Source organism: Muribaculum sp. NM65_B17, from assembly GCF_004793735.1.
GTDB lineage: Bacteria > Bacteroidota > Bacteroidia > Bacteroidales > Muribaculaceae > Muribaculum > Muribaculum gordoncarteri.
Genome location: NZ_SRYY01000005.1, coordinates 195,053 through 220,776 on the forward strand (window position 1 = coordinate 195,053; position 25,724 = coordinate 220,776).

Genomic DNA, 25,724 nt, shown 5'->3' on the forward strand with positions numbered 1-25,724 from the left:
TAGTCAGTTTTTCTAATACAAAAAATCGCACAAAGATACTAAAAATAATTTACAAAGCTATCAGGACACACATATATTTATAGGAAGTGAGCGCCATAATGGCAAAAATGATTGTTTTACAGTCGATTTTTGTTGTAAAATGGATTACTTTTGGTAACTTAGATTTAAATTTTATGACAAGACAGTGATATGATGCATTGGGACAGGCTCATCAATGACAAGCGTTTGGGACTTGAGGATTATCATGACCCCAAGAGTGGTTCGCGAAGTGACTTTCAGCGCGATTTTGACCGGTTGGTGTTCTCGTCGCCGTTCAGGCGCCTGCAGAATAAGACACAGGTGTTTCCCCTCCCTGGAAGCATATTCGTTCACAACCGTTTGACCCACTCAATGGAGGTCGCATCGGTGGGACGCTCGCTTGCCAACGAGATAAGCCGTGAACTTCGGATGAAGTATCGCGACGAGCCTTGGTGTGACAAGCTTGAGGCAATGGGCGAGATTGTGTCGGCTGCCTGTCTTGCCCACGACCTTGGAAATCCTCCTTTCGGACATTCGGGCGAGAAGGCCATCTCGACATTTTTCAGCGAAGGGGCCGGAGCGGAGATACGCAACGAACTGACCGAGGCGCAGTGGGCCGACCTTATCAACTTTGAAGGTAACGCCAACTCGTTCCGGTTGCTCACCCATCAGTTCAAGGGGAGGCGCAAGGGCGGCTTTGCCATGACCTATTCGATGCTTGCTTCGGTCGTGAAGTACCCCTATGAGTCGCGTCTGGCCGGAGGCAAGAGCAAATTCGGCTTCTTCTCCACCGAGATTGACACATTCAAGCGCATAGCCGAAGAGCTTGGCCTTGAGATGCGTAACGATGTCGGTTGCGGGGCGGTGAGCTATGCACGCCATCCGCTTGTCTACATCGTGGAGGCGGCCGACGACATCTGCTATCAGGTTATGGACATCGAGGATGCCCACAAGCTGCGTGTAGTCGGCACCGATGAAGTGATCAGGCTGTTTCTCGGATTTTTTGATGAAGAGAAGCGCCGTCACATGGTCGATGTGATGGATAAGGTGGAGGATCCCAACGAGAAGATAGGCTACCTCCGCTCATGTGTCATAGGCACTCTTGTAAAGCAGTGTGCCCGCACGTTTGTCGACAATGAACCCGCCATACTTGCCGGCGAATTTGAAGGCTCGTTGCTTGACAACATCGCGCTTCACGAGCGTGAAGGCTATAGGCGTTGCTCGGCGCTTGCATGGGATAAGATATACAGGGCGAGCGATGTAGTCGATGTGGAACTTGCAGGTAACCGCATCATAACGTTCCTGATGGAGAAGCTCATACATGCCGTGCGTTATCCCGAGCTTAACTACTCGTCGCTCCTGTTGAGCAAGGTGCCCGAGCAGTATGACATAGAGGCTCCGACGCTGTTTGGAAAGATTCAGGCCGTGCTTGACCACATTTCGGGAATGACCGATGTCTACGCTCTCGACCTCTACCGTAAGCTCTACGGCATGAGCCTGCCGGCGGTGTGAAGTAAACAATGTCACTCCTATTATGGTTAATGATTTAAGATATAGAATGAAATGAAACGTTATGCAATATTGATGTTATGCCTTGTGGCGACTGTGCTGTCGGGACTTGCCGGAGCCTACAAGGTCGATGAGATACCCAACGTGCATGTAGCAAACCGCACGCGTTACGTGAGCAATCCCGATAACGTGCTGTCGCCTGCGGCTGTCGCCACTCTTGACTCCACGCTTTCACGGTTGTGGCGCGACACCTCGTCGGAGGTTGTGGTGGTGGCCGTGAACTCGGTTGACGGCGATCCCGACGAGTTTGCTACCGAGCTGTTTACGAAGTGGGGTGTAGGCAAGAAGGACAATGACAACGGAATGCTCGTACTGATAGCCAAGGACGACCGTAAGGCCGTGATACGCACGGGATATGGCATGGAGGGTGTGTTGCCCGACATTCTCGCAGGCCGTATAATACGCAACATAATGGCTCCGCATTTCCGTAACGGCGATTACGATAACGGAACGATAGCCTCGCTCACCGAGATTGCGAGAATCACCTCGACCCCGGGGGCCACCGAGGAGCTGATGTCGAAGTACGGTAATGATGAGGGTGCCGGCGGTAGCGACGGCGCCGATTTGTTCAAGGGTTGGCTTGCAATAGGAGCCATACTCGCCGTGGTGCTGTTTGTGTGGTTCCTTTACGAGATGTTCAAGACGAGGCGTCTTGACCGATACGAGCGTTATCAGGTGCTCAACAAGATGAAGATGCCCGCGCTGATACTCGTGTTTGTCGGTCTTGGACTGCCTGCCATATCCTATCTTATATTGTGGCTCACGATGCGCGGATTGAGATTGCGTCATCGCAATTGCCCCAATTGTCACAACAAGATGCATCGTATCGACGAAGCTAACGACAATAAGTACCTCACCCATCAGCAGGACATCGAAGAGCAGATTAACTCGGTTGACTACGATGTGTGGCTGTGTGACCACTGCGGTGAAACCGACATATTGCCCTATATCAACAATGCGTCAAGCTATACGGTGTGTCCGCGATGCGGTGCGCGTGCCTGCTCGATGCGCAGTCAGCGCATCGTAATACGTCCCACCGAGAGGCGTGAGGGGCAGGGTGTCAAGGAGTACATCTGCCGTAGCTGCGGCAACCGTAACGAGATACCCTACAGCATTCCCAAGGTAGTGGTGCCGCCTGTGGTAATTGTAGGCGGCGGAGGCCGTGGATTCGGTGGCGGTGGCGGAGGCTTCTCCGGCGGTTCATTTGGCGGCGGTATGACCGGTGGCGGCGGTGCCAGCGGCGGCTGGTGACATTAATCCTGACCTTATGCCGAAGCGTCGTTATCCCATGGGTAGCGGCGCTTTGGATTACGTGGAAACCAGCCTTTCCTTACACGCTCCTGCTGCTCGAATATCTCCTTTATCGTCCAGAACGAAGAAAATCCCACCACTCCGAGTATTGTCGAGCCGAGGATGTCGCTTATGATCAGCGACAGGATGGTGCATGCGCAGCCCAGGAGCAAGAACCACCACCAGCATGATGTGCCGTAGTGATATTCGCATTTCACTACTACGGGATGGAAGAGTCCTATGACCAAGAATGTGCATATTCCTATTACGAGGCCGAGCAGGTGATAGTCCTGCAGTGTCGATGTTATATCCATTGTAGGGTTGTTTTTATGAGTAATATAAATAAGGAGGCATAATGCCGTGCATCATGCCTCCCTTTATAGGATGTATTATTTCAATCCTTTGATTATTTCTTGCCTGAGAGCTTCTCCTTGAGAGCGGCAAGTTCTTCGAGGTCACCGAGGGTTGTACGCTCGATAGGAGTGTTAAGGGCGGGCTGCTCTTCCTTCTTGGCCTGACGGCGAGCCTTGCGGGCTTCGTTTTTCTCGGCCTTAGCCTCATCTTCAAATATGCGGCTGTGAGAAAGGAATATGCGCTTGTTGTCCTTGTTGAACTCGATTACCTTGAAGTCGAGCTTCTCGTCAACCTGAGCCTGAGTTCCGTCTTCCTTAACGAGGTGCTTGGGAGTGGCAAAGCCTTCAACTCCGTAGGGAAGTGCTACTACGCCGCCCTTGTCCTGCATTTCGATGATGGTTCCGGGGTGGATGCTGCCTACAGTGAACACTGTTTCAAGAACATCCCAGGGATTCTCTTCAAGCTGCTTGTGACCGAGGCTGAGGCGACGGTTGTCCTTGTCGATTTCGAGAACCTGAACATCGATGTCCGAGCCAACCTGAGTGAATTCCGACGGATGCTTGATCTTCTTGGTCCAAGAGAGGTCGCTGATGTGGATGAGTCCGTCAACGCCTTCCTCGATTTCAACGAATACGCCGAAGTTGGTGAAGTTGCGCACCTTGGCAGTGTGCTTGCTGCCGATAGGATACTTAACCTCGATGTTCTCCCAGGGATCGTTCTTGAGCTGCTTGATGCCGAGTGACATCTTGCGCTCCTCGCGGTCGAGTGTGAGGATGACTGCTTCAACCTCGTCGCCAACCTTCATGAAGTCCTGAGCTGAACGGAGGTGCTGTGACCAAGACATTTCCGATACGTGGATAAGACCTTCGACACCGGGGGCGATTTCAACGAATGCGCCGTAGTCGGCCATAACGACAACTTTACCCTTAACCTTGTCACCAACCTTGAGGTCAGCGTCAAGAGCATCCCAGGGATGGGGCTGGAGCTGCTTAAGACCGAGGGCGATGCGCTTGCGCTCGTCGTCGAAGTCAAGTATTACTACATCGAGTTCCTGATCGAGTTTAACCACTTCTTCGGGATGGCTTACGCGGCCCCAAGAAAGGTCGGTGATGTGGATAAGACCGTCAACGCCTCCGAGGTCGATGAATACACCGTAGGTGGTGATGTTCTTAACGACACCCTTGAGCACCTGACCTCTTTCGAGCTTGGAGATGATGTCCTTCTTCTGCTGCTCGAGCTCGGCTTCGATAAGAGCCTTGTGAGAAACGACAACATTCTTGAACTCCTGGTTGATTTTTACAACCTTGAATTCCATAGTCTTACCAACGAAGATATCGTAATCGCGGATGGGCTTTACATCAATCTGTGAGCCGGGGAGGAAGGCTTCGATGCCGAATACATCGACAATCATACCACCCTTGGTGCGGCACTTGATGTAACCCTTGATAATTTCGTCATTTTCAAGAGCCTGATTTACGCGCTCCCATGAGCGTGACATGCGGGCTTTGCGGTGAGAGAGGATGAGCTGACCTTTTTTGTCCTCCTGGTTTTCGATGAAAACCTCAACTACATCGCCAACCTTGATGTCGGGATTGTAGCGGAATTCATTGACGGGGATGATACCGTCGCTTTTGTAGCCGATGTTAACCACCGCTTCGCGCTTGTTGAGGGCGATGATGGTACCTTCGATTACTTCTTTGTCTTTAACGGTGTTAAGCGACTCATCGTAGGTCTTGGTGAGTTCTTCGCGGCTCTTGCCACCGTTGTTTTCGCCGTTTTCGTAGGCGTCCCAATCGAAATCTTCGATTGGCGAATTCTTTAATTCTTCGTTCATTTAATGGGTTAATAAATAAGTTAATTAATTCTGGCGCATGATTAACACGATGTAAGCGTGCGCACATTGCTGCAAAGATACAACTTAATTTTCACTCCTACAATTAAATGTGGAGATATGTGAAAATTTTTATTTGCATTTATTAAATTCCCGGAAGTGACCGGCGACGGTGTCGTAGACCGGCGTGTCGATGCCGAGGCGACGGGCAAGGTCGATGAAGTTAAAGAGCTGCCCCTGGATTTCGCTTTCGTGACATGCTTTCAGGTCCTTCTGGAGCGAAGCCGTGCTTTCGGGGTTGAGGCTGTCGATCACTTCAAGATGATGCTTCACGAGGTCGCATCCGAAGTCGATTCCAAGCTTGCTTCCCATCAATGCGCTTTCACGTGACAGGCCTATGAATGTGTCACGCTCCTTTCCGGGATGCTGTATCGGGCCCATGGGTATGTCGTAATAGGCTCCGGTGAGCGCCATTGCCGAGATAAACGACCATTTGATAAAGGTGTCACGGTCGATGTTGTCGCTTAGCGTCACCTTTATTCCTGCACGGCGCAGGTCGCTGTTGATTCGGTCGAGAATTTCGGGTGCCACCGAGTGTCCTTCGGGAACGCCGTAGACGATGTGGAATATGTCGCCCATCTGGGTTATCTCGCCGATGCCCGACTTGAAGCCCACGATGTAGATGCATCCGTCGAGCACGTTGGCGTCGGGCGACAGCGCGGCAATGCGCGGCCCCGTGCCGTAGACATTGAGCAGCGGTATCACTACCGTTTCGGGTGATGAGGCGCGGCTTATTACTGGCGCTATGCTGTCGATGGAGTAGCCCTTGACGGTTACGAATATCACATCGGCTTTGTCGTTATACTCCTCGGCGCTGAATGCTTTGAGGGGAACGGCGTGTTCGCCCTTCAGCGAGGAGTGGAATATGAGTCCGCGATTTTTTATCGATTCAAGGGCTTCGCCTCGTGCTATGCAGCTGACATCGCACCCCGATAGTGCAAGAAAAGCGGCAATGCTGCCGCCTACTCCTCCTGTACCTATTACAAGATATTTCATTGTTATTTAAATGCTTTGGCAATGCTTTGGGCAATATCGGCCATGTCCTTGGGGTCGAGCGAGAGTTTCTCCTTGAAGAAGTTCATGTCGCTCTCCTTGTTGATGGGCACAAGGTGTATGTGGGCGTGAGGAACCTCAAGTCCCATTACGGCCACGCCTATGCGCTTGCACGGGAGGGCTGATTTCATTGCCGCGGCAACGCGTTTGGCAAAAAGCTGTAACGATTCATACTCGTCGTCGGCGAGGTCAAACAGGTAGTCAACCTCCTTCTTGGGGATAACCAGGGTGTGACCGGGAGCTACGGGTGAAATGTCGAGGAAAGCGTAGTGCTTGTCATCCTCGGCAACTTTGTAGGAGGGTATTTCGCCTGCTACGATGCGTGAGAATATCGATGCCATAATCTGTTAGAATGATATTTCAACAATTTCAAACTTCATCAATCCCGAGGGTACGCGTATTTCAACCACTTCGCCTATCTTGTGGCCGAGGAGGCCCTGCGCGATGGGAGTGCTTGATGCTATTTTCTTCTCCTTGAGATTGGCTTCGCTGTCGGCTACGATTGTGTATTCGACAACCATGCCGTTGGCGATATTCTTGATTTTTACTTTATTCAGAATTTGAACCACTTCATTGTTCAGCTTGCTGTCGTCGATGATGCGAGCGTTGGCAACGAGATCCTTGAGCTGTGAAATTTTCATTTCAAGCATTCCCTGAGCCTCCTTGGCTGCATCGTACTCGGCATTTTCCGACAAGTCGCCTTTGTCGCGAGCCTCGGCTATAGCACGTGATATTTCGGGACGCTTAACTGTTTCAAGATAAGCGATTTCATCCATTTTCTTTTTGTATCCTTCACGAGTCATGTAGGTGATGGCCATGGTAAAAACAATTTTAGAGTTGAGTAAAAAATTAAAGAATCTCAACCGTTAGGCGAGACCCTTATAGATAAATTCTTGTGTAATGTTTACTTTGCAAAGATAGTGATTATTTTGATTGGGGGCAAGCGCGGTGTGATTTTAAACATTTTTTAAGAGAGTGCCGAAAATATGCTATGCGGTGTGCGCCGCGACCTCCAAGTGCGGTGTATAGATAGCATGCGCATCGCCCGATTTTTTCAAATGGGCCGTCGGCGAAGTCGAGTATTTCAACCAGCAATCGTCGCCCTTCGGGCGATTTGGCGCGGGTGAGGTTGCCGGCGAGGATGATGCCTTTAAGGTCGAGCATCTTCAGGTCGCGCAACGGCATGTTGCCCGAGAGCATTTCATTGCATATCAGGAACGACTTCATCAGCTCCTTGTCCCTCTTTGAATAGCTGTCGGTGGTGATTGAGTCGGGTTGCTGATACACATCCACCGCAGGCGCTCGGTCGATTCGTTTTACTTTGGGATTCTCCAAGATGAGTCTTAGGCCGAGCTCGTAGTCGGTCCACACGGTTACTTCTTCGTTCCAGCCTCCGGCTTTGCGCAGCAGTGATGTCGACACGGCGTAACGCTGAGTCGACAGGATGCTGTAGAATATGTGCTGAAACAGCAGGTCGGAGTCGGCAAAAGGAAGTGTGCGAGTACGGCCGTTAAGCTTGTGAAGCCTCACGTCACGGCCTACGATGTCGAGCGTAGGGTCGGCGGCAAATTCCGTCATTATATCCTCGACATGGTGAGGCGACATTGTGTCGTCGGAGTCGAAAAACATTATGTAAGGTGTGACAGCTTCCCTAAGACCGAGATTGCGGGCTTTTGAAACTCCCTTTTCGGGCATGTCGAGAAGCGTTATGTCGAAGTCCGATGCCTTGTGACGGCTCATCCAGCGCGAGGCTATGTCACGGCTATTGTCGGTTGAGCCGTTATCGACAATGATGACGCTTAATGGACGCGCTGTCTGGCTCGATATTGAGTCGAGTGTGCGCTGTAACGTTGCCTCACGATTTAGTACGGGAACAACGATTGTCATTCTTGATTCACTGTTCATGGCGATGTATCAGTCCGTTTAGTTTTACACTTGCTTTCCACATGATGTAATTGCTGCTCAACAGCTTCATTAAGCCTGTTTTGACCGTGGATGTCACCTCGTGCTCTTTCATCAATGCGATTACTGTGTCCATCAGCGGGCGGTCGAGGCTGTTGAATGACAATGTCGACGCGTAGCGAAGCCTTTCGTCGATGAATGGACGAAGGAGGGAGCGGTCGATTGCGTAACGGTCGGCCAGCTTCAATGTCAGCTTGAATATTCCGAGGTGATAGTTAAGCTGCTTCTTGAATCCAAGCGGATTGGAGAGTGACCTGTGGCCAACGCTGTAGTTAAGCGTGACATCGGGCAGATAGCCGATTTTTCCGGCATCTGCGAGCGCGGTCATTATCTGCAGGTCCTCGCAAGGATAGGACTTGTCGCGGAAAAGATGCGGCTCGGCCATGAGAGCGTTACGTATAGTGTCGGCGCGATACATTGCCGTGGCGAGATGAATCACGGGAGGATGAGTGTGACATAGCAGCGGGATGAGCAGCGATCGACCGTCGTCTATGGGGCTATGGTAACGGGCGTTGGCGTTATCGGCATCGGCCGGCGTCACGTTGCCGGTAGTGTAATCCAGGCGGTTCCACGCCGTATGTACCAGTGTGACATCGGGGTCGGCTGCAAGTATGTCACGCTGTTTTTGCAGCTTGTGACGGTCAATCCAGTAGTCGTCGCCGGGACAGTCGGCTATGTATTTACCGCGACACTCCATGATGCAGTCGAAGTAGTTGTCGATGACACCCTTGTTGACGGTATTGTGCAGCAACCTGATTTTGTCGGGATGTGCGGCGGCATATCGGCGGCAGATGTCAAGAGTGTCGTCGGTCGAGCAATCTTCGCCTATTACGATTTCATAGTCGAAGTCACACTCCTGAGCAAGTATTGAGTCGAGAGTGCGGGCTATCGTTAGGGCCTGGTTGTATGTGACCGTTATTACTGATACTTCGGGATGCATTGTCATGGCAGTAGTTGTGATATTTCGGAAGCAAAACTGTCACGCAGTTGCTGTGAGTTGAAACTGTTGCGCCAACGTTCACGCGCATTGACGCGCAATGTTCCCGCGGTTTCTCGGCCGCCGATGAATCGGTTGATAGCCGTGAGAAATTCGTTGTCGTCAGGGTCGTGCGACAACAGCAGTCCCGTCGAGGAGTCGACTATTTCGGGGATGGCCCCTGATGACGCGGCTATTACGGGAACGCCGTGTGACATGGCTTCGCAGATGCTTACGGGCACTCCGCCTTCGGTTTCGCTCATGAGCATGAACCAGTCGACACGGTTGTCGTGATAGAACTGATGCACGTTTTCATTGTCGATGCGGTCGCTTTCTATTGTCACGCTAAGATTGGCGGGGCATTGGTGCGTTATTTCGTTGATCAGTGAGGCGAGTTTGTCGCCGGTGCCGATGTGTGTCCATCGGAAATTCATGTCGGGCCGACTGATAGCGAGTGCGCGTATCAGCCTGTAGTTCAGATGTACACGCTTCTCTGCTGCGATTCGGCTGCATGAGAAGAAGGTAATGTCGTTGCCGTTGCCTGCCGGGGTGGGCAAGTCGGTCAGTAGGGCCGGCGATCCAAGGTGTGACATGACTGTCTTGGCCGAATGTGACGGATGCCGTTCAATGAGGTATCGGCGCGCGGTGTCGCTTGCGCAATATACTTTGAGCAGGCGTGACATGGTGAAGTCACGTAACTTTGCCGACCTGTAGGTGACGCGGAAGTCATAGAGGTCAACACCGTGTACACGGGTGATGATGTTAAGCGGAAGCTTGTCGCAAAGTAACGCAAGCGCCGATGTGATGTGGTCAAACCAAAAGGTGTAGAACAACGTGTTGTCGGGGCGCAGGGCATGGCGCTTCATCAGTCGCTTTATGCAGCCGGCAAAACACACTGCATTTATGTTGAAGCTTAATCCCGAAGCGAGTTGGTTGATATTACTGTAGGTCGACAGGTCGGATAACGTGAGCGACATGACCTTCCGGTTAAGCAGATGTGACGCTTTGAGCAGCCGGTGGCGGGAGTAGGGCAGGCGTGACATGCTGTCGTCGACCGTGATGCCTTGAAGCGACTCCGTATAATTGCAAATAGTCCCGGACGCACGTTCCGGGACTATTATGATGTTGTCAAATTTATTTCTAAGAGCGTCAAGCTCGGGCATGATGAAAGAACTCTCGGTCGGCGTCCAATAGGGAAAAGAGGATGTGAAAATGACGAGGTTCTTTGTCATCGAAGCTTGTTACAGATAGGGCGCAACGGCCGAGTCGAGCTTGGTGATGTCGTCGACGCGTTCTACAAGCTCGCCGTTGGCGATGATGTAGGTTGTGGGGAGAGTGCCCACGTTGTAGTTAAGCAATATCTGCGAGCCTGTCGACGGGGGATTGTAGACGGTAATCCAAGGGAGGTTACGTGCCGATTGCTTCCACTGGAACTCGTCGTTGTCAACGGCTACCTGATATATTTCAAGACCCTGGTTGTGACGCTTTTCATACACCTTTGCGAGGTCGAGGTTGAAGGCGGGTGAGCCTTCGGCGCTGTAGATGGTGAAGTTGAGCACTACCACTTTGTTGTTCTTTGTCACCTCCTCAAGATTGTGGGGCTTTCCCTTGTTGTCGGTCAGGGTTATGTCAAAGAGCTTAATCTCGTTGACAAGCATTGTGTCGATGCCGGCCGGGCTGACAAGCTGGCGGTTGGCGAGGAACACCTGACGGAGATAGCGGGTGCGCGGGTCGTTGGGACGGAACTGGTCGAAAGCGTTGGCCACGGCTCCTACGATGCGATTGTCGCGAGGATTGGCGGGGTCAAAGAGATACTGTCCGTTGACTTTCTTGCAAATGATGTAATAGGACACAATTCCTGCGGGATCGCCGAGAAGCATTCCGGCAAGCTCACGCTTAAGTACTGAGTCATTGGCTACCGATGTCTTGCCGTTGACCGACGCCGAATTGCGGATGCGGTTGTCGACGGCCATAAGCATCTCGGCGGCGGTGGAGCCTGACAGCTCGTAGTCGGAGTCAAAAGCGTCGGCAGTCGAGGTGATGTTGACGGTTTCCACGCTGTCGATGGGGAAGTATATGCTCTTGCCGTCGAGTACGAGGCGGAAGATGTCGGGATAGCCGATCGGGTCGTGAGAATATTTGAAATTTCCGTTTTTGTCGGTGGTGATTGAATCGAGAGTGTACCAACGACCGTTGTCGGAAGCCTGCAATATCATTGTCTTTGAATCGGCTCCTTCGATTGAGCCGTTTACATTCCATTTCAAGCCTGAATCGCAACCGGCGGCCATGACCGTGAGTATTGCGACAAGGGCAATCGAAAGTAGTTTGTTCATCGGTGAGTTATTGTTTGTTTAGTAATTTAATGCAAAGGTAATGTTTTTGGATTAAATACCAAGAGCCTTTTCCAATCGCTTTATTGCCGTTGTGGCATTTTTGAGAGCAATGTGGTAGTGGCGGTTCATCTCGTCCACGTTGGGGTCCTGTTCGGGCAGGCCTCTCACGGCAATGAAGTCGGCCTCTACATTTTGTCCGTCGCTGTCGACACCAAATCCCACTTTCATGCTTTCGGAATAGTCCTTCATGGCGTCATGATAGCGGAATTTCGATATTGCTACTATGCTTTCACTCCACCTCTTTGATATAGCGATGAAATCCTGCAAATTCATTGCATCCAGCTCCTTGCTGTAACATTTCCTCAGATTATCCACTACGAAGCTCCATTTCATGGCCTCGTAATTGTCATATAGCGATTTAAGCCTTTCAACAATGCCTTCAAGCGAGTTGATCGTGCCGTTTACAATGTCGTCGATGATGAATCCTACCTTTTTACGCGGTACGATCAATCCGGCAAGGTCGATCCACTGGTCAAGTCCCGAGTATTCGGGCTTGAGTTGTTGCTCAATAGGGGTGGATGAGTCAAAATCGAGCGACAACAGCTTGTTTACCACCGATTCGCCCATGAAGTAGTCGGCGGCGAGGGCATATAGTTCGCGACCTCGGCGCAGTGCGTGATACTCAATCGTGAAATTTCGGGTAAGCGGATATTCGGGGTCGACTTCACATCGGTCGAGAGTGTTTATGGCCTGATATACGCGCCATGTTATGAGCGGGTTTAGGGCATCGTAGTTTATCAGGTCGAGTCGCTCGATGTCACGGCTGCGGCGGTCGCGCTTGCCCCATTTAAGGATGTCACGTATGGTGCCCGAAGTCTTCAGGTTGGCGGCCGGAATCAGCAGGCTTTTGCCTTTGCGCTCCATGAGATAGGAGTAGGGAAGCTCCGTTGTGTCGGGGTGGGAGGTGTGGCTGCCCGCCACGAGGGTGAAGGGGCCTATGTGAGCCGGCCAGGTGATGTAGGCGTTGCTTGCGGTTTTGCATCCGCGCTCCATAATGCCGTGATGCACCGGTCCGAGCTTATAAAGGTGATTGCTTTCATTGGTTCCCGAACCTGCGTTGAAGAATGAGAACATTCCGCCTATGAGCAGGGTCGATTTGTGCATCGACACGGTGTGTGGGCCGGCGAATACGGCGCATGCCTCGCCACATTCACATGCACAGTTGGCGAAGAACAGCGAATCATGGGCTATGAATCCGTTGGCGAGCGACGAGGCTTGTCCCACAAATACGCGCTCGATTGTGGAGCCGCTGTCGACTCTTGCCTGTGACGCCATTATGAAGTGTGACGCTATCACGTTGTCGCCCACCTTGCAGTCACGGCCAACGGTTCCGTCGAAAAGGTGTGTGGCTCCTTCAATGCAGGCACCGGTGCGCACTATCGTGTCGGATATCGTGCCGCATCCCGCTATTGTGACATTGCTTTCGATGAGCCCCGTGGCACATCGCTGTCGATCGGAATACTCCTTGGCTAATGCCTTGATGCGGGTAGTAAATGCCTCGTTATGGCGGTACATGGCCGTGAGGTAGGCTATCTGGGAGGTGAGGCCCTCATATATATACAGGCTGCGTGAGCCGGTTTCGCTCATCACATTCACTTCGCATCCGTTGCCAAACGATGACGCTCCGGTGGCAAACATAGCTTTCACATTGGCGATGTAGCAGTTGTCGCCTATACGGTAATTGGCAATGGCTTCTCCAATTTTGCTTATGTGTACATTGTCGCCTATCTCACAATTATGGATTGTCGCGTCGTATATTCCGCTCCTTACCGGAACACCGTTGCGCACAAACAGCTCCCGGGTGTTGCCTAACTTGACATTTCCCGAGAAATTCACCCTGATATAGCATGACGGATTGAATCCGTCCTTTACACTTACGGTGTTCCAATTAGTGGCAGTGCATCCCGAAGCTTCAAGCTGTGCTATTTCATATTCAAGAAGATTGCGATATTCCATTATCGATAATCAATGGTTTGACATAAAACGTGGTCGTTTACTTGTCGGTCGACGGCTCGCTGTAGCCCGGGTCGTCGCCTTCGTCGTATTTCTGGAAGAGGAAGTCGTTGTAGGGGAAGCGCGTTATGTGCACCTCCTTGGCTTTCTCGTAAATCTTGTTTTTCAGTTCATCGATGTTGATTTGCTCCTTGGCCGAGATGAATACGCAGTCGTCGTTCATTTTGGCCATCCATGTAGCTTTCAGTTCGTCGAGCGAGATGTTTTCGCGAGTGCGCGGGGTGAGGTCGTCGTCATCCTTTGGCTTGTAGGTGAATGCATCGATTTTGTTGAACACCACAATCATCTTCTTGTCGCTGTCCTTGCCGCATATCTCGGCGAGTGTCTTGTTCACGATGTCGATCTGCTCCTCAAATTGCGGATGGCTTATGTCGACTACATGGACGAGTATGTCGGCGTCACGCACCTCGTCGAGGGTCGACTTGAAGGAGTTTACAAGATGGGTGGGAAGCTTGCGGATGAATCCTACGGTGTCGGTGAGCAGGAAGGGGAGATTGTCGATGATGACCTTGCGCACGGTGGTGTCGAGAGTGGCAAAAAGCTTGTTCTCGGCAAATACATCGCTCTTGCTGAGCAGGTTCATCAATGTCGACTTGCCCACGTTGGTATAGCCTACCAATGCTATGCGGGTAAGTTTTCCGCGATTCTTGCGCTGTATCGACTTCTGCTTGTCGATGCTTTCAAGCTCGGCTTTCAGGCGTGATATTTTGTCGAGGATTATACGGCGGTCGGTTTCTATCTGCGTTTCACCGGGGCCTCTCATGCCGATACCTCCGCGCTGGCGTTCGAGGTGAGTCCACATTCGGGTGAGTCGGGGCAGCAGATACTGGTATTGCGCGAGTTCGACCTGGGTCTTTGCGTTGGCGGTTTGTGCGCGTTTTGCAAATATGTCGAGAATCAAGCTCGTGCGGTCGAGAATCTTCACCTGAAGCTCGCGCTCGAGGTTGGCGACCTGCTTGGTGGTGAGGTCGTCGTCGAATATCACGAGTCCTATTTCGTTTTCGTCGACATATTGCTTTATCTCGTCAAGCTTTCCCTTTCCCACATAGGTGCGCGGGTTGGGGTAATCGAGTCGCTGCAGGAATGTCTTTTCGGTGATCGCTCCCGCCGTGTCGGCGAGAAAAGCGAGTTCGTCGAGATACTCCTTGGCCTTAGCCTCATTCTGCTGAGGGGTTATGAGGCCCACGAGTACGGTCTTTTCAGAAGTTTCGGTGCTTATTATGTTCTCTTTCATGCTTAATCTTGTTTTTAGGCAACCTCGTTTTGCCGTTGTCAGTCACCGAGGAGTTTTTTGTACTCGTCGGGTGAATTTATGACTTTCAATCCTTCGTGATAGATGGGGTTGAGGTCGTTGGCAATCCGGTAATAGGAGCCGTTTTCGTATATGTCACGAGCAATGAGTGCTTTCAGCACAGTGCGCATGTAGTTTTCGCTCTGTTTGTATTGCTCTTCATTATATTCAACATCGGTTTTCTTGCCCTGTTCAATGAGGCCGTTCATTATTTCGGATGTCACCTCAAATCGTTCGGCAAAATCCTTCTCGGTGGGATACTCGGCTTTTAGCTGCTGGCGGTGAGTGTCGACATAGCCCAATACATACTGGTAGAGCGCACCCTTTGCGAGGATGTCACGATAGTAGGGGGTGTACCATGTGGTGTCGAGAGGAGAGAAGCGGTCGGGCATGATTCCGCCACCGCCATATACGACACGCTTGTTGCGCAATGTGGTGTAACGGAGCGAGTCGGGGAAGTGTATCGAATCGGAGTGCATCAGTTCGCCGGCATCGTATCGGTGCTTGATGTCCTCGATGTAGTCGTCGATGTCGCCCTTCACGTAGGGCTTCTGGATGCATCGACCCGACGGAGTGTAGTAGCGTGACACCGTGAGGCGAATCATCGAGCCGTCGGGGAATGGGAAGGGACGCTGTACGAGGCCCTTGCCGAATGTGCGTCGGCCTACGACTACCGCACGGTCGTGATCCTGCAGCGCACCGGCGAGAATCTCGCTTGCCGATGCCGAATACTGGTTGACGAGCACTACGATGCGGCCATCGAGGAAGTCGCCGTTACGCTCGGCCACGTAGGTGTAGCTCGGAGTGCGCGGAGCCTCGGTGTAAACTATAAGATCGCCCTTTTTCAGGAATTGCGCGGCCAGTTCCTGGGCTGCATTAAGATAACCGCCGCCATTGTCCTGAAGGTCGATGATGAGATTCTTCATGCCCTGCTTACGCAAGTCGTTCATGGCTTTGCGGAACTCCTCGGGAGTTTCGGCGGCAAAGCGTGATATGCGTATGTAGCCGGTGGTGGGGTCGGCCATGTAGGCGGCATCGACGCTGTAGATGGGAATGTCGTCGCGCGTTATGTTGAAGTAGATGAGCTCTGGCACGCCGGTACGTTTCACAGCAACGTTGACCACGGTGCCCTTGGGGCCGCGCAAGCGTCGCATGACATCGTTGTTTTTCATCTTCACTCCTGCTATGAGTGTGTCGTTGACCTCGATTATGCGGTCGCCGGGCAACAGGCCGACACGCTCCGACGGGCCGCCGGCCACGGTCTGTATCACATACAGGGTGTCGGTTGCCATGTTAAACTGTATTCCCACGCCGCTGAAGTTGCCGTTGAGGGGCTCGTTCAACTCGCGTGTTTCCTCGGGTGTCGAGTAGGCCGAGTGGGGGTCGAGTGTGTTGAGCATTGCACGGATTGCTTCGTCGACAAGCGTGTCGGCATCCACTTTGTCAACATAGTAGTTGTTGATTATCCCTTGGGCATATTGCAGCTTTCGCTCGGGTGTCAGTTCAAATTTCTGTTGTGCCTTGATGCCTGACGAGGCGAGGATGAGTGCTGAAACGAATAGTAGCAGGTATTTCATAAATGTATTTCTTATTGTCTTAGTTGGTCGGAGTCGGGGACAAACTGGCTTATGTCGTAGCCGTAGCGGTCGAGGTCGCGCACCATTGTGGAGCTTACGTATTGCAGTTCGGGCAGGGTGTAGAGCAGTACTGTTTCCACTCCCGAAATCTGTCGGTTGGCATAGGCGAGGTTGCGCTCATACTCGTAGTCGGCAACCGTTCTCACGCCTCGCAGAATGAATTGCGCTCCGCAGTCACGCGCCACGTCGGCTGTGAGCCTGTCGTAGCTTATCACTTCCACGCGCGGCTCGTCGGCCATTACTTTTTCGATGTGACGCACGCGAGCTTCGGTGGGCCGATAGCAACGCTTGGCGTCGTTGATTCCTACTGCGATTATGATCTTGTCAAACAGTGTGAGTCCACGTTCGACTATCGATTTGTGGCCTATAGTAAACGGGTCGAAAGTTCCCGGATATATGGCTATTCGTTCAAGATATTTGGGAGTCATCTTCAACTACGAGATTGTCAATAATAAAGTTTTGTCGTTCAACAGTGTTCTTACCCATGTAAAACTCAAGGAGCTCAGCCACCGCATCCTCTTTGCGGAGCGTCACGCGGTCGAGTCGCATGTCGGGACCGATGAATCCGCGGAATTCCTCGGGCGAGATTTCACCAAGGCCCTTGAATCGTGTTATCTCGGCATTTGCCCCAAGCTTGTTGATGGCTGTAACACGCTCTTCATCAGTATAACAATAATACGTGTCATCGGTTGATTCCTTGCCTGACTTTTTTGACTGGCGGGTGCCTGCGCGGCGGGTGGTCTTCTTGTTGCGTACACGGAACAAGGGGGTCTGCAGCACGTAGACATGGCCTTTCTTTATCAGGTCGGGGAAGAATTGCAGGATGTAGGTGAGCAGCAACAGGCGTATGTGCATTCCGTCGACATCGGCATCGGTGGCTATGATTACTTTGTTGTAACGCAGGTCGTCGATGCTGTCCTCGATGTTCAAGGCTGCGCGAAGAAGCGCAAACTCATCGTTCTTGTAGACATCGACAAGCGGCATTCCATAGGTGTTGAGCGGCTTGCCTCGGAGCGAGAACACGGCCTGGGTTTCAACATCGCGTATCTTGGTGATTGAACCGGCAGCCGAGTCACCCTCGGTGATGAATATCGATGAGGCTTCCTTCTTGTCCTCGTCGCCTTTGGGGTCGCTCAGGTGCACGCGACAGTCGAGAAGCTTCTTGTTGTGGATCGCTATTTTCTTGGCTTTTTCCCTCACGGCCTTGGTGACGCCGGCCATTGCCTTGCGCTCCTTCTCGTTTTCGAGAATCTTCTTCTGCAGAATGTCGGCGGTGTCGAGGTTGATGTGGAGGTAGTTGTCGAGCTCTTTCTTGATGAAGTCGCCGATGAACTTTGCCACCGTAGGCCCTTCGGGTCCCATGTCACGCGAGCCGAGCTTGGTTTTGGTCTGTGATTCAAATACCGGCTCCTCGACTTTAATCGATATAGCGGCGACGATGCCGTTGCGAATGTCGGAGTACTCAAAGTTTTTGCCGAAGTACTCCTTGATGGTGCGTGACACAGCCTCGCGGAAAGCCGACAGGTGGGTTCCGCCCTGAGTCGTGTGCTGTCCGTTGACAAATGAGTAGTACTCTTCACCTATCTGCTTGGTGTGGGTTATCACCGCCTCGATGTCGTTGCCTTTAAGGTGTATTATGGGGTATAGCGGCTCGGTGGTGAGGTTCTCTTTCAGTAGGTCGAGCAATCCGTTGCGCGAGAAGTAACGCTTGCCGTTGAGATATATCGAAAGTCCGGTGTTGAGGAATGTGTAGTTCTTTACCAGGGGGACAACATACTCTTCACGGTAACGGTAGTCGCGGAATATTGAGTTGTCGGGGGTGAAGCGCACGAAAGTTCCGTTGGGTTCGTCGCTCGGCATTATGCCCGAGTCGCTGACTATTTCACCGCAGGAGTATTCGATGGCTATCGACTTGCCGTCGCGCACGCTCTTGATGTAGAAGTCGGTCGACAGGGCGTTTACCGCCTTGATGCCGACACCGTTAAGTCCTACCGACTTCTTGAACGCCTTGGAGTCATACTTTGCTCCGGTGTTCATTTTCGATGACACATCGACCACCTTGTCGAGGGGAATGCCTCGTCCGTAGTCACGCACCCCCACCGTGTATTCACTGACTTCGATGTCGATTTGCTTGCCAAATCCCATCATGTATTCATCGATGGCATTGTCGAGCACTTCTTTAAGAAGCACGTAGATGCCGTCGTCGTTTTGCGAGCCGTCGCCGAGTTTTCCGATGTACATTCCCGGTCGCAGGCGTATGTGCTCCTTCCAGTCGAGAGTCTTGATGTCGTCGCCGGAATAGCTTGTTTCAACGGTTTCGCGCTTTTCTTCAGGTAATATGGTTAGTTCCTCTTCAGTCATATCAGTGATTGGTGGCAAGATGTTAATTGTTGTCGGTCAACTTGCAAAGTTACAAAAAACATGGCAAAAGTCATGCAAAACAATCGTGAATAATTATGTCGTAGTTTTTATGTCATGATTTAGAGCCGGCTCTTATCATTGCAAAGGCACCCTGAGCGATAGGTGTAAAAATAAACCGGCTCCGCAGTTGATTCTGCGGAGCCGGCTATGTCATAAGGATTGCGGTCTATTAGAGAGCCTTGTCCTTGCTGCCGAGAACGGCTTCGATTTTGTGCTTGTAGAGCTTCTCCATGTTGTCGCGAGCCGGGCCGAGGTACTTGCGGGGGTCAAATTCTTCGGGGTGCTCGAAGAGAGTCTTGCGAACTGCAGCAGTCATGGCAAGACGGCTGTCGGAGTCGATGTTGATTTTGCAAACAGCGCTCTTTGAAGCCTTGCGGAGCTCTTCTTCGGGGATACCGATTGCATCGGGAAGCTTGCCGCCATACTTGTTGATGGTGTCAACCTCATCCTGGGGAACTGATGAAGATCCGTGAAGAACGATGGGGAATCCGGGGAGCTTCTCCATAACGGCGTCGAGCACGTCAAATGCCAAGGGCGGGGGAACGAGCTTGCCGTCGGCGTTGCGGGTGCACTGCTCGGGCTTGAACTTGTAGGCACCGTGTGAAGTACCGATTGAGATAGCGAGGCTGTCGCAACCTGTGCGGGTAGCGAAGTCGATAACTTCTTCGGGGTCGGTGTAGGTGTGGTGGTCAGATGATACCTCATCTTCAACACCGGCAAGTACGCCGAGCTCGCCTTCTACAGTTACATCATACTGGTGAGCGTAGTCAACTACCTTCTTGGTGAGGGCGACATTTTCCTCGTAGGGGAGGTGAGAACCGTCAATCATCACTGACGAGAAGCCGTGTTCGATACAGTCCTTGCAGAGCTCGAAGCTGTCACCGTGGTCGAGGTGAAGCACGATTTGGGGATGTTCCCAACCGAGGGTCTTGGCGTATTCAACAGCGCCTTGTGCCATGTAACGAAGAAGAATGGGGTTGGCGTAGTTGCGAGCACCCTTTGATACCTGAAGGATTACAGGTGACTTATCTTCGGCAGCAGCCTTGATGATAGCCTGAAGCTGCTCCATGTTGTTGAAGTTGAAAGCGGGTACTGCGTAGCCACCCTTGATAGCCTTAGCAAACATCTCACGGGTGTTGACCAAGCCAAGATCTTTGTAACTTACCATTGTTTTGTTGATATTTAAGTGAATAAATTAAAAGTTCGGTTATGTTGCGCCCTTTCATGGGCATTTTACATCTGCAAAGATAAGCATAATCGCTCCATGTCGCAAAAAAATTCAGACAAAAAACGTGTAAACTTTCTATAATTGAGCATGTCACACGCTTGACGCTATGAAACGTAAAAGCGGAACCGCCTGTTGACGATTCCGCTTTTGTATTCCGGTAATATGTGCAGTTTATTATTCTCCGGGAACGATTGCTTCGCTGGGGCAAACTTCAGCGCAGCTGCCGCATTCGATGCAAGTGTCGGGATCGATGTGGTAGATGTCACCTTCAGAGATTGCTTCAACGGGGCAAACAGGAAGACAAGTTCCGCAAGCTACACATTTATCAGTGATTACGTAAGCCATGATAATTAAAATTTTAGATTATTATACGAATTAGTTTATTGCTTTACGTTGCAAAGTTAAATGTTTTATTCTAATTACGGCTATTATTGTATGAAAAATTTGTCAATAATTTCCAACTGCCTCATTCCTTGTAGTTTTTGATGCCTTTTTCAAGGAACATGGTGAATTTGGGGATGTTTTCGTCGTAGGAGAACGGGCCTGAAATCAACTCTCCGTCATCGTTGAGGATAACGTAGTAGGGCTGTGCGTTGGCGTTGAATTTATAACGTTGCAGATAGCTCCAACGATCGCCGTAGGTGTCGAGGCGCACTTTCTTTCCGTTCTCTTCAACGTAGACGGGTTCGGGCAGGCTCTTTTTCTCGTCGACCATCAGCTTTATCACCACGAAGTTGTTTTCGATCATGGCGTGTACATTGGTGTCGTCGAGCACCTTGCCTTCCATCTTGCGGCAATTCACGCAGCCGTAGCCCGAGAAGTCGATAAGCACGGGCTTGCCCTCCTTGCGGGCGGCGGCCATACCCTCGTCGTAGTCGTCATATTCGGTGAATCCGCCTCCGTAGAGGTTGAAGTCCTGGGTGTAGAGCGGCGGCACGAATGCGCTGACGCCCTTCAGGGGTGCGCCCCAAAGTCCGGGCACGAGGTAGACGCTGAACGACAGCGATGCCATGGCGAGGAAGAATCGCACGGTGCCTATGCTTGAGTTGGCGGGGCCGTAGTGTGAGAAGTTGAACTTGCCGAGGAGATACATTCCGAGCAGCGCGAAGATTACAATCCACAGGGCGAGGAATGTTTCACGGTCGAGTATGTGCCATCCGTAGGCGAGGTCGGCTACCGAGAGGAACTTGAGCGAAAGGGCAAGTTCGATGAAGCCGAGCACCACCTTGACGGTGTTCATCCATCCTCCCGAACGGGGTGCGCTCTGGAGCAGTGACGGGAACATTGCAAACAGGCAGAAGGGTATTGCCAGTGCGAGCGAGAAGCCGAACATGCCTACGGCCGGGCCGAGCTTGTCGCCTGTGCTTGCGGCCTCCACGAGCAGTGTGCCGATGATGGGGCCTGTGCAGGAGAATGACACCAGAGTGAGGGTGAACGCCATGAAGAATATGCTCAGCAGGCCGGTTGTGCGCTCGGCCGAGCTGTCCATCTTGTTGGCCCACGAAGCGGGGAGTTTTATGTCGAATGCTCCGAAGAACGATATTGCAAACACTACGAGCAGCAGGAAGAAGATGATGTTGCAGGTGGCGCTTGTCGAGAGCGCGTTGAGCGAGCTTGCGCCGAATATGGCAGTTATGAGCAGGCCGAGCAGCAGGTAGATGACGATGATTGAGAGTCCGTAGACAAATGCGTCGGTTACCGAGCGGGCTCTTGATTTGCCCTTCTTGAGGAAGAAGCTTACCGTGAGGGGAATCATGGGCCATACACAGGGGGTGAGCAGGGCCACGAATCCGCCGATGAAGCATGCGAAGAATATGTACCAAAGCGATGTCGACGAATAGTCGTCGTGGGTGTCGGAGTCGCTGTAGGTGACGGGCGCCCACAGGCGGTCGGCATCGACTTCGGGTTTCACCTCGTCGTCGGCGATTACCTCGTCAAGAGTGGCGGTTTCTATGGTGTCGGGTGCAGCTTTTTCCTCAACCGCGGGCTGTGCGGCGGGGAGCTTGGCTGTTCCGCTCAATATCACAGTTTCCTTTGTGGGCGGGATGCAGTTTTCATTGTTGCAGGCCGAGTAGCGTATCGTTGCCTCGATTGCAAATTTGGCCGCTGTGGCGGTGAAGGGCTGGCGCAGGACTACGCTTTCGGTCCACCAGCTCAGGTTGGCGCCAAACAGTTCGTCAAATTCGGTGTGAACCGCTTTGTCGGCCTTGAAGTCGCCGTCGAGCTTCACGCCGTCGAGCTTGTCCCACTGTATTGACAGCGGGGTGGGGCCTATGTCGGGGTCGACGTCGTGGGAGTACATGTGCCAGCCGGAGTTGATTTTAGCCGACAGCACAATCGTGCCGTGAACGCCGTCGGTCATTTCAATTGACGAGGTCCACTTTACGGGATTGACTATTTGTGCCGATGCACTGAGTATGGAAAAGTAGATTAAAGTGATGAAAAACGCTATCTTACGCTTCATGTTTATTGGTTTTATTTTATTTTGATGCAAAGATACTGAAAATATTTTGATGGAATTCGATTTTTATGCTATATTTGCTTTCTGAACCGAAAGCACGTTATGCTGTATTATGGCTCCATTATTTTCAATCATAACCGTCACTTACAATGCCGCTTCTACGTTGCCTGCCACTCTCGAAAGTGTAGCGGGACAATCGTGCAAGCTGTTTGAGTATATAATAATGGACGGAGTGTCCAAGGACAAGACTCTCAAGCTGGCCATTGATGCAGGAATACCTCAGGCTCGCATCTACTCAAGTCCCGACAAGGGCATATATGATGCGATGAATAAGGCAATGGCAGTGGCGCGGGGAGATTATCTGATATTTCTCAATGCGGGCGATGCTTTTCACTCGTCCGATACGCTTGAGAAGCTCGCTTCGGCGATAATGGACAACGACTATCCCGGAATCGTCTACGGGCAGACTGACCTTGTCGATTCGGAGCGTCGGTTCATAGCTCCGCGTCATCTCACGGCGCCTGATGAGTTGACGCTGCAGAGTTTTGCTACGGGAATGGTTGTGTGTCATCAGGCATTTGTAGTGTTGCGAAAGCTTGCTCAGGACTATGACCTGAAATACAGGTTCTCGTCAGATTACGAGTGGTGCATAAGGTGCCTTCAGCGCTCGCGGCGCAATGTCTACGTGCCTGCGGTGATAATAGATTATCTGAGCGAGGGAGTCACCACGGCCAATCGCAAGGCTTCGCTCATGGAGCGATTCAGGATAATGTGCTATTACTACGGCTTCTTCCCCACGCTGATGAGGCACTTCGCTTTCCTGCCCCGATTCCTGAAGCAGCGTAAAGTAGAGGCTCGCGGCAAGGCGCTGACATGTGCCGATTAGTTGAAATTACATTAATAATTTAATTATGAGATATTACGTTGTAGAAAATGAAAAGCCCGTCGGACCCTATGAGGTTGACCAGCTTGTTGCTCGCGGGTTGAAGGGAGATGACCTTGTGTGGTGTGACGGAATGGCCGACTGGAAGCGCGCCGACAGCATCGAGGAGATTCGTTGCGCTCTCGGCGGAGCCATGCCTCCGGTACCTCCTGTTGATTATAGCTCGGCATGCCAGGCTGAGGGCTCGATGCCTCCCGTGCCTCCGTGCGAACCCCAATATCAGCAGCCCTACCAGCAGCCTCAGTATGCAGCCGGCGACAATCCCATGTCGATGGGCGTTCCTCCCAAGAACTGGCTCGTGGAGTCGATTCTGTGTACGCTCTGCTGCTGTCTGCCCTTCGGTATCGTGGGTATCGTGAAGGCCTCCAATGTCAACAGCCTTTGGAATGCCGGCCGTTACGATGAGGCCTATAAGGCTTCGGCCGATGCCAAGAAGTGGACTTTGATAGGTGTCGGAGTGGGCTTGGCTGTAAACATCATCTACACGATTGTCATGTTTGCAACCGGATTTATAAACAATCTGCAATGATAGTAAACACCACCTTTTACGTGGAGCCCGCTCTCAAATCGGAATTTGAAGGGTGGGCTCGCGATTGTTATGTGGCTGCTGCCGTCAAGTCGACGGGCTATGTGTCGTCGATGGTTATGCGACTGCTTGTCGAGATTGAGGCCGGTGCGGGTTATGCCGTTCAGCTTCGGTTTGCCGACGATGATGCGGCACGGCATTGGGACAACGCTGTCGCTCCCGAGCTTCTTTCCGCTGCCGCCAAGCGATGGGGCGAGCGCATGGTTCATTTCACCACATTCATGGAGGAACTTGTGTGACGATGCAGCGTAACGAATCACTTGCCGAGTGGGACCGTATTATAATAGGTATAGACCCTGGCACCAATGTTATGGGCTACGGAATCCTCGGCGTCAAGGGCTCCAAGCCGGCCATGATAGCGATGGGTGTCATAAAGCTTAACAAGTTTGACAGTCACTATCTGAGGCTTGGCCACATATTCAACCGTGTCACGGGCATAATCGAGCAGTATCTCCCCGACGAGATGGCAATCGAGGCCCCTTTCTTCGGCAAAAACGTTCAGTCGATGCTCAAGCTTGGCCGCGCCCAGGGTGTGGCCATGGCCGCCGCGATAAGCCGCGACATATCCATAACCGAGTATGAGCCGCGAAAAATCAAGATGGCCATAACCGGCAACGGTGCCGCCGCCAAGGAGCAGGTGCAGGATATGCTGAGGCGCATCCTCAACATCCCTGCCGAGAACCTGCTTCCCGAGCTCGATGCCACCGATGCGCTCGGAGCCGCATTGTGCCACTTCTATGAGTCGGGAAAGCCCGAGATTGCACGCGGCCCTCGCTCGTGGAAGGAATTTATTGCGAAAAATCCTGATAGAGTGCATTGAAGGTGTTGCATTATTGAAAAATAAGTAGTAACTTTGTGCGCTATTTTTCCGCGCAGGCCCGGAATAAAGAAGCCAATCATGCATGATTGCTCGCCTGACGGAGTTAACCTGTAATATTTTTTATAAACAGATGTACGCTATTGTAGAAATTCAAGGACAGCAGTTTAAGGCCGAAGCCGGTAAGTTCTTGTATGTTCACTATCTCGGCGAGGACAAGAAGCAGGGCGACTCAGTAGAGTTTGACCGCGTTCTCCTCTGCGAAGCCGACGGTAACGTTAAAGTTGGTGCTCCTACCGTTGAAGGAGCAAAGGTTGTTTGCGAAGTGGCTGAGCCTCTCGTAAAGGGTGACAAGGTACTTGTCTTCAAGAAGAAAAGACGCAAAGGCTATCGCCGTCTTAACGGACATCGCCAGTACTTCACCAAGATTGTGATTAAAGAATTAGTAGCTTAACCCATTAAAATCTTAAAGAAATGGCACATAAAAAAGGTGTAGGTAGTTCTAAGAACGGACGTGAGTCGGAAAGCAAACGACTCGGCGTTAAGATTTTTGGCGGTCAGCACGCTAAGGCAGGTAACATCATCAAGCGTCAGCGCGGTACTGTTCATCACCCCGGTCTTAATGTGGGTATGGGTAAGGACCACACAATCTATGCGCTTGTTGACGGTGTTGTTCTCTTCACCGAGGGTAAGAATGGACGCCAGTTCATCAACGTAACTCCCGACGAAAAGGCATAAATCCTGTCGGCTAATCAGCAAAGACGAATATCGGTGCGGCTTCGGTCAACGAAGCTGCACCGTTTTCTTTTATAGACTTTTGA

At 51.8% G+C, this 25,724-nt stretch carries 25 protein-coding genes; 8 read left to right on the forward strand and 17 right to left on the reverse strand.

Annotation, left to right across the window (positions count from 1 at the left end; genetic code table 11):
* Positions 1–189: 189 nt before the first annotated feature.
* Both dgt and E5354_RS09130 read left to right on the forward strand, forming a co-directional pair.
* The gene (gene dgt / locus E5354_RS09125) at positions 190–1,530 is read left to right on the forward strand and encodes a dGTP triphosphohydrolase (protein WP_135947261.1); all 1,341 of its coding nucleotides are present in this window, start codon (positions 190–192) and stop codon (positions 1,528–1,530) included.
* Positions 1,531–1,581: 51 nt separating this feature from the next.
* On the forward strand, positions 1,582–2,838 hold the full coding sequence (locus E5354_RS09130; protein ID WP_135947262.1) for a TPM domain-containing protein: 1,257 nt from the start codon (positions 1,582–1,584) through the stop codon (positions 2,836–2,838).
* Positions 2,839–2,852: 14 nt separating this feature from the next.
* Here E5354_RS09130 and E5354_RS09135 read toward each other — a convergent pair whose 3' ends face one another.
* The 17 genes from E5354_RS09135 to E5354_RS09215 form a co-directional block, all read right to left on the reverse strand.
* Positions 2,853–3,191 (reverse strand): DUF4491 family protein, encoded by a 339-nt coding sequence (locus E5354_RS09135; protein WP_135947263.1) that lies wholly within the window; start codon positions 3,189–3,191, stop codon positions 2,853–2,855.
* 92 nt (positions 3,192–3,283) lie between these two features.
* The gene (rpsA, locus tag E5354_RS09140; protein WP_123396396.1) at positions 3,284–5,065 is read right to left on the reverse strand and encodes a 30S ribosomal protein S1; all 1,782 of its coding nucleotides are present in this window, start codon (positions 5,063–5,065) and stop codon (positions 3,284–3,286) included.
* A gap of 129 nt (positions 5,066–5,194) precedes the next feature.
* Entirely contained in the window at positions 5,195–6,118 is a 924-nt protein-coding gene (locus E5354_RS09145) for a ketopantoate reductase family protein (protein ID WP_135947264.1), read from the reverse strand.
* Between the two features lie 2 nt (positions 6,119–6,120).
* On the reverse strand, positions 6,121–6,516 hold the full coding sequence (locus tag E5354_RS09150; protein WP_123396398.1) for an HIT family protein: 396 nt from the start codon (positions 6,514–6,516) through the stop codon (positions 6,121–6,123).
* Positions 6,517–6,522: 6 nt separating this feature from the next.
* Positions 6,523–6,993 carry a transcription elongation factor GreA gene (greA, locus tag E5354_RS09155; RefSeq protein WP_123396399.1) on the reverse strand — a complete coding sequence of 157 codons (471 nt, stop codon included), beginning with the start codon at positions 6,991–6,993 and terminating at the stop codon, positions 6,523–6,525.
* Positions 6,994–7,099: 106 nt separating this feature from the next.
* Entirely contained in the window at positions 7,100–8,080 is a 981-nt protein-coding gene (locus E5354_RS09160; protein ID WP_135947265.1) for a glycosyltransferase family A protein, read from the reverse strand.
* Positions 8,070–9,077, reverse strand: a complete 1,008-nt coding sequence (locus E5354_RS09165; RefSeq protein ID WP_168353871.1) for a glycosyltransferase family 2 protein — start codon at positions 9,075–9,077, stop codon at positions 8,070–8,072. The genes E5354_RS09160 and E5354_RS09165 overlap by 11 nt, the downstream gene beginning before the upstream one ends.
* 2 nt (positions 9,078–9,079) lie before the next feature.
* The gene (locus E5354_RS09170) at positions 9,080–10,345 is read right to left on the reverse strand and encodes a glycosyltransferase (RefSeq protein WP_135947267.1); all 1,266 of its coding nucleotides are present in this window, start codon (positions 10,343–10,345) and stop codon (positions 9,080–9,082) included.
* 9 nt (positions 10,346–10,354) lie between these two features.
* A complete protein-coding gene (locus E5354_RS09175) occupies positions 10,355–11,446 on the reverse strand; it encodes a DUF4369 domain-containing protein (RefSeq protein ID WP_135947268.1) in 1,092 nt (363 codons plus the stop codon).
* A gap of 51 nt (positions 11,447–11,497) precedes the next feature.
* Positions 11,498–13,462: a DUF4954 family protein gene (locus tag E5354_RS09180; RefSeq protein WP_135947269.1), complete on the reverse strand. Its 1,965-nt coding sequence runs from the start codon at positions 13,460–13,462 to the stop codon at positions 11,498–11,500.
* A gap of 37 nt (positions 13,463–13,499) precedes the next feature.
* Entirely contained in the window at positions 13,500–14,753 is a 1,254-nt protein-coding gene (gene hflX / locus E5354_RS09185; protein WP_135947270.1) for a GTPase HflX, read from the reverse strand.
* Positions 14,754–14,791: 38 nt separating this feature from the next.
* Complete coding sequence (locus tag E5354_RS09190) at positions 14,792–16,387, reverse strand: S41 family peptidase (RefSeq protein ID WP_135947271.1); 1,596 nt, start codon at positions 16,385–16,387, stop codon at positions 14,792–14,794.
* A gap of 11 nt (positions 16,388–16,398) precedes the next feature.
* Positions 16,399–16,875 carry a pantetheine-phosphate adenylyltransferase gene (gene coaD, locus E5354_RS09195; protein WP_123396407.1) on the reverse strand — a complete coding sequence of 159 codons (477 nt, stop codon included), beginning with the start codon at positions 16,873–16,875 and terminating at the stop codon, positions 16,399–16,401.
* Positions 16,856–18,808, reverse strand: a complete 1,953-nt coding sequence (locus E5354_RS09200; protein ID WP_135947272.1) for a DNA topoisomerase IV subunit B — start codon at positions 18,806–18,808, stop codon at positions 16,856–16,858. Before E5354_RS09200 ends, coaD begins: the two co-directional genes overlap by 20 nt.
* A 229-nt stretch (positions 18,809–19,037) precedes the next feature.
* Complete coding sequence (locus tag E5354_RS09205; RefSeq protein ID WP_123396409.1) at positions 19,038–20,036, reverse strand: class II fructose-bisphosphate aldolase; 999 nt, start codon at positions 20,034–20,036, stop codon at positions 19,038–19,040.
* Between the two features lie 234 nt (positions 20,037–20,270).
* On the reverse strand, positions 20,271–20,441 hold the full coding sequence (locus E5354_RS09210) for a DUF362 domain-containing protein (RefSeq protein WP_016562641.1): 171 nt from the start codon (positions 20,439–20,441) through the stop codon (positions 20,271–20,273).
* Between the two features lie 121 nt (positions 20,442–20,562).
* On the reverse strand, positions 20,563–22,560 hold the full coding sequence (locus tag E5354_RS09215; RefSeq protein WP_135947273.1) for a protein-disulfide reductase DsbD family protein: 1,998 nt from the start codon (positions 22,558–22,560) through the stop codon (positions 20,563–20,565).
* 109 nt (positions 22,561–22,669) lie between these two features.
* Here E5354_RS09215 and E5354_RS09220 point away from each other — a divergent pair, with 109 nt between their 5' ends.
* From E5354_RS09220 to rpmA, 6 genes are all read left to right on the forward strand, one after another.
* On the forward strand, positions 22,670–23,443 hold the full coding sequence (locus E5354_RS09220; protein ID WP_135947274.1) for a glycosyltransferase family 2 protein: 774 nt from the start codon (positions 22,670–22,672) through the stop codon (positions 23,441–23,443).
* 25 nt (positions 23,444–23,468) lie between these two features.
* Positions 23,469–24,029 carry a CD225/dispanin family protein gene (locus E5354_RS09225; RefSeq protein WP_123396413.1) on the forward strand — a complete coding sequence of 187 codons (561 nt, stop codon included), beginning with the start codon at positions 23,469–23,471 and terminating at the stop codon, positions 24,027–24,029.
* Positions 24,026–24,325: a DUF4286 family protein gene (locus tag E5354_RS09230; protein WP_135947275.1), complete on the forward strand. Its 300-nt coding sequence runs from the start codon at positions 24,026–24,028 to the stop codon at positions 24,323–24,325. The genes E5354_RS09225 and E5354_RS09230 overlap by 4 nt, the downstream gene beginning before the upstream one ends.
* Before the next feature lie 2 nt (positions 24,326–24,327).
* Complete coding sequence (ruvC, locus tag E5354_RS09235; protein ID WP_123396415.1) at positions 24,328–24,906, forward strand: crossover junction endodeoxyribonuclease RuvC; 579 nt, start codon at positions 24,328–24,330, stop codon at positions 24,904–24,906.
* Positions 24,907–25,036: 130 nt separating this feature from the next.
* Entirely contained in the window at positions 25,037–25,357 is a 321-nt protein-coding gene (gene rplU, locus E5354_RS09240) for a 50S ribosomal protein L21 (protein ID WP_123396416.1), read from the forward strand.
* 20 nt (positions 25,358–25,377) lie between these two features.
* The gene (gene rpmA, locus E5354_RS09245; protein WP_123396417.1) at positions 25,378–25,641 is read left to right on the forward strand and encodes a 50S ribosomal protein L27; all 264 of its coding nucleotides are present in this window, start codon (positions 25,378–25,380) and stop codon (positions 25,639–25,641) included.
* Positions 25,642–25,724 lie beyond the last annotated feature (83 nt).

Excerpts from the sequence above, each read along its gene's own strand:
- dgt (WP_135947261.1), top strand. The coding sequence starts at position 190 with ATGATGCATTGGGACAGGCTCATCAATGACAAGCGTTTGGGACTTGAG.
- E5354_RS09130 (WP_135947262.1), top strand. The coding sequence starts at position 1,582 with ATGAAACGTTATGCAATATTGATGTTATGCCTTGTGGCGACTGTGCTG.
- E5354_RS09135 (WP_135947263.1), bottom strand. The coding sequence starts at position 3,191 with ATGGATATAACATCGACACTGCAGGACTATCACCTGCTCGGCCTCGTA.
- rpsA (WP_123396396.1), bottom strand. The coding sequence starts at position 5,065 with ATGAACGAAGAATTAAAGAATTCGCCAATCGAAGATTTCGATTGGGAC.
- E5354_RS09145 (WP_135947264.1), bottom strand. The coding sequence starts at position 6,118 with ATGAAATATCTTGTAATAGGTACAGGAGGAGTAGGCGGCAGCATTGCC.
- E5354_RS09150 (WP_123396398.1), bottom strand. The coding sequence starts at position 6,516 with ATGGCATCGATATTCTCACGCATCGTAGCAGGCGAAATACCCTCCTAC.
- greA (WP_123396399.1), bottom strand. The coding sequence starts at position 6,993 with ATGGCCATCACCTACATGACTCGTGAAGGATACAAAAAGAAAATGGAT.
- E5354_RS09160 (WP_135947265.1), bottom strand. The coding sequence starts at position 8,080 with ATGAACAGTGAATCAAGAATGACAATCGTTGTTCCCGTACTAAATCGT.
- E5354_RS09165 (WP_168353871.1), bottom strand. The coding sequence starts at position 9,077 with ATGCATCCCGAAGTATCAGTAATAACGGTCACATACAACCAGGCCCTA.
- E5354_RS09170 (WP_135947267.1), bottom strand. The coding sequence starts at position 10,345 with ATGACAAAGAACCTCGTCATTTTCACATCCTCTTTTCCCTATTGGACG.
- E5354_RS09175 (WP_135947268.1), bottom strand. The coding sequence starts at position 11,446 with ATGAACAAACTACTTTCGATTGCCCTTGTCGCAATACTCACGGTCATG.
- E5354_RS09180 (WP_135947269.1), bottom strand. The coding sequence starts at position 13,462 with ATGGAATATCGCAATCTTCTTGAATATGAAATAGCACAGCTTGAAGCT.
- hflX (WP_135947270.1), bottom strand. The coding sequence starts at position 14,753 with ATGAAAGAGAACATAATAAGCACCGAAACTTCTGAAAAGACCGTACTC.
- E5354_RS09190 (WP_135947271.1), bottom strand. The coding sequence starts at position 16,387 with ATGAAATACCTGCTACTATTCGTTTCAGCACTCATCCTCGCCTCGTCA.
- coaD (WP_123396407.1), bottom strand. The coding sequence starts at position 16,875 with ATGACTCCCAAATATCTTGAACGAATAGCCATATATCCGGGAACTTTC.
- E5354_RS09200 (WP_135947272.1), bottom strand. The coding sequence starts at position 18,808 with ATGACTGAAGAGGAACTAACCATATTACCTGAAGAAAAGCGCGAAACC.
- E5354_RS09205 (WP_123396409.1), bottom strand. The coding sequence starts at position 20,036 with ATGGTAAGTTACAAAGATCTTGGCTTGGTCAACACCCGTGAGATGTTT.
- E5354_RS09210 (WP_016562641.1), bottom strand. The coding sequence starts at position 20,441 with ATGGCTTACGTAATCACTGATAAATGTGTAGCTTGCGGAACTTGTCTT.
- E5354_RS09215 (WP_135947273.1), bottom strand. The coding sequence starts at position 22,560 with ATGAAGCGTAAGATAGCGTTTTTCATCACTTTAATCTACTTTTCCATA.
- E5354_RS09220 (WP_135947274.1), top strand. The coding sequence starts at position 22,670 with ATGGCTCCATTATTTTCAATCATAACCGTCACTTACAATGCCGCTTCT.
- E5354_RS09225 (WP_123396413.1), top strand. The coding sequence starts at position 23,469 with ATGAGATATTACGTTGTAGAAAATGAAAAGCCCGTCGGACCCTATGAG.
- E5354_RS09230 (WP_135947275.1), top strand. The coding sequence starts at position 24,026 with ATGATAGTAAACACCACCTTTTACGTGGAGCCCGCTCTCAAATCGGAA.
- ruvC (WP_123396415.1), top strand. The coding sequence starts at position 24,328 with ATGCAGCGTAACGAATCACTTGCCGAGTGGGACCGTATTATAATAGGT.
- rplU (WP_123396416.1), top strand. The coding sequence starts at position 25,037 with ATGTACGCTATTGTAGAAATTCAAGGACAGCAGTTTAAGGCCGAAGCC.
- rpmA (WP_123396417.1), top strand. The coding sequence starts at position 25,378 with ATGGCACATAAAAAAGGTGTAGGTAGTTCTAAGAACGGACGTGAGTCG.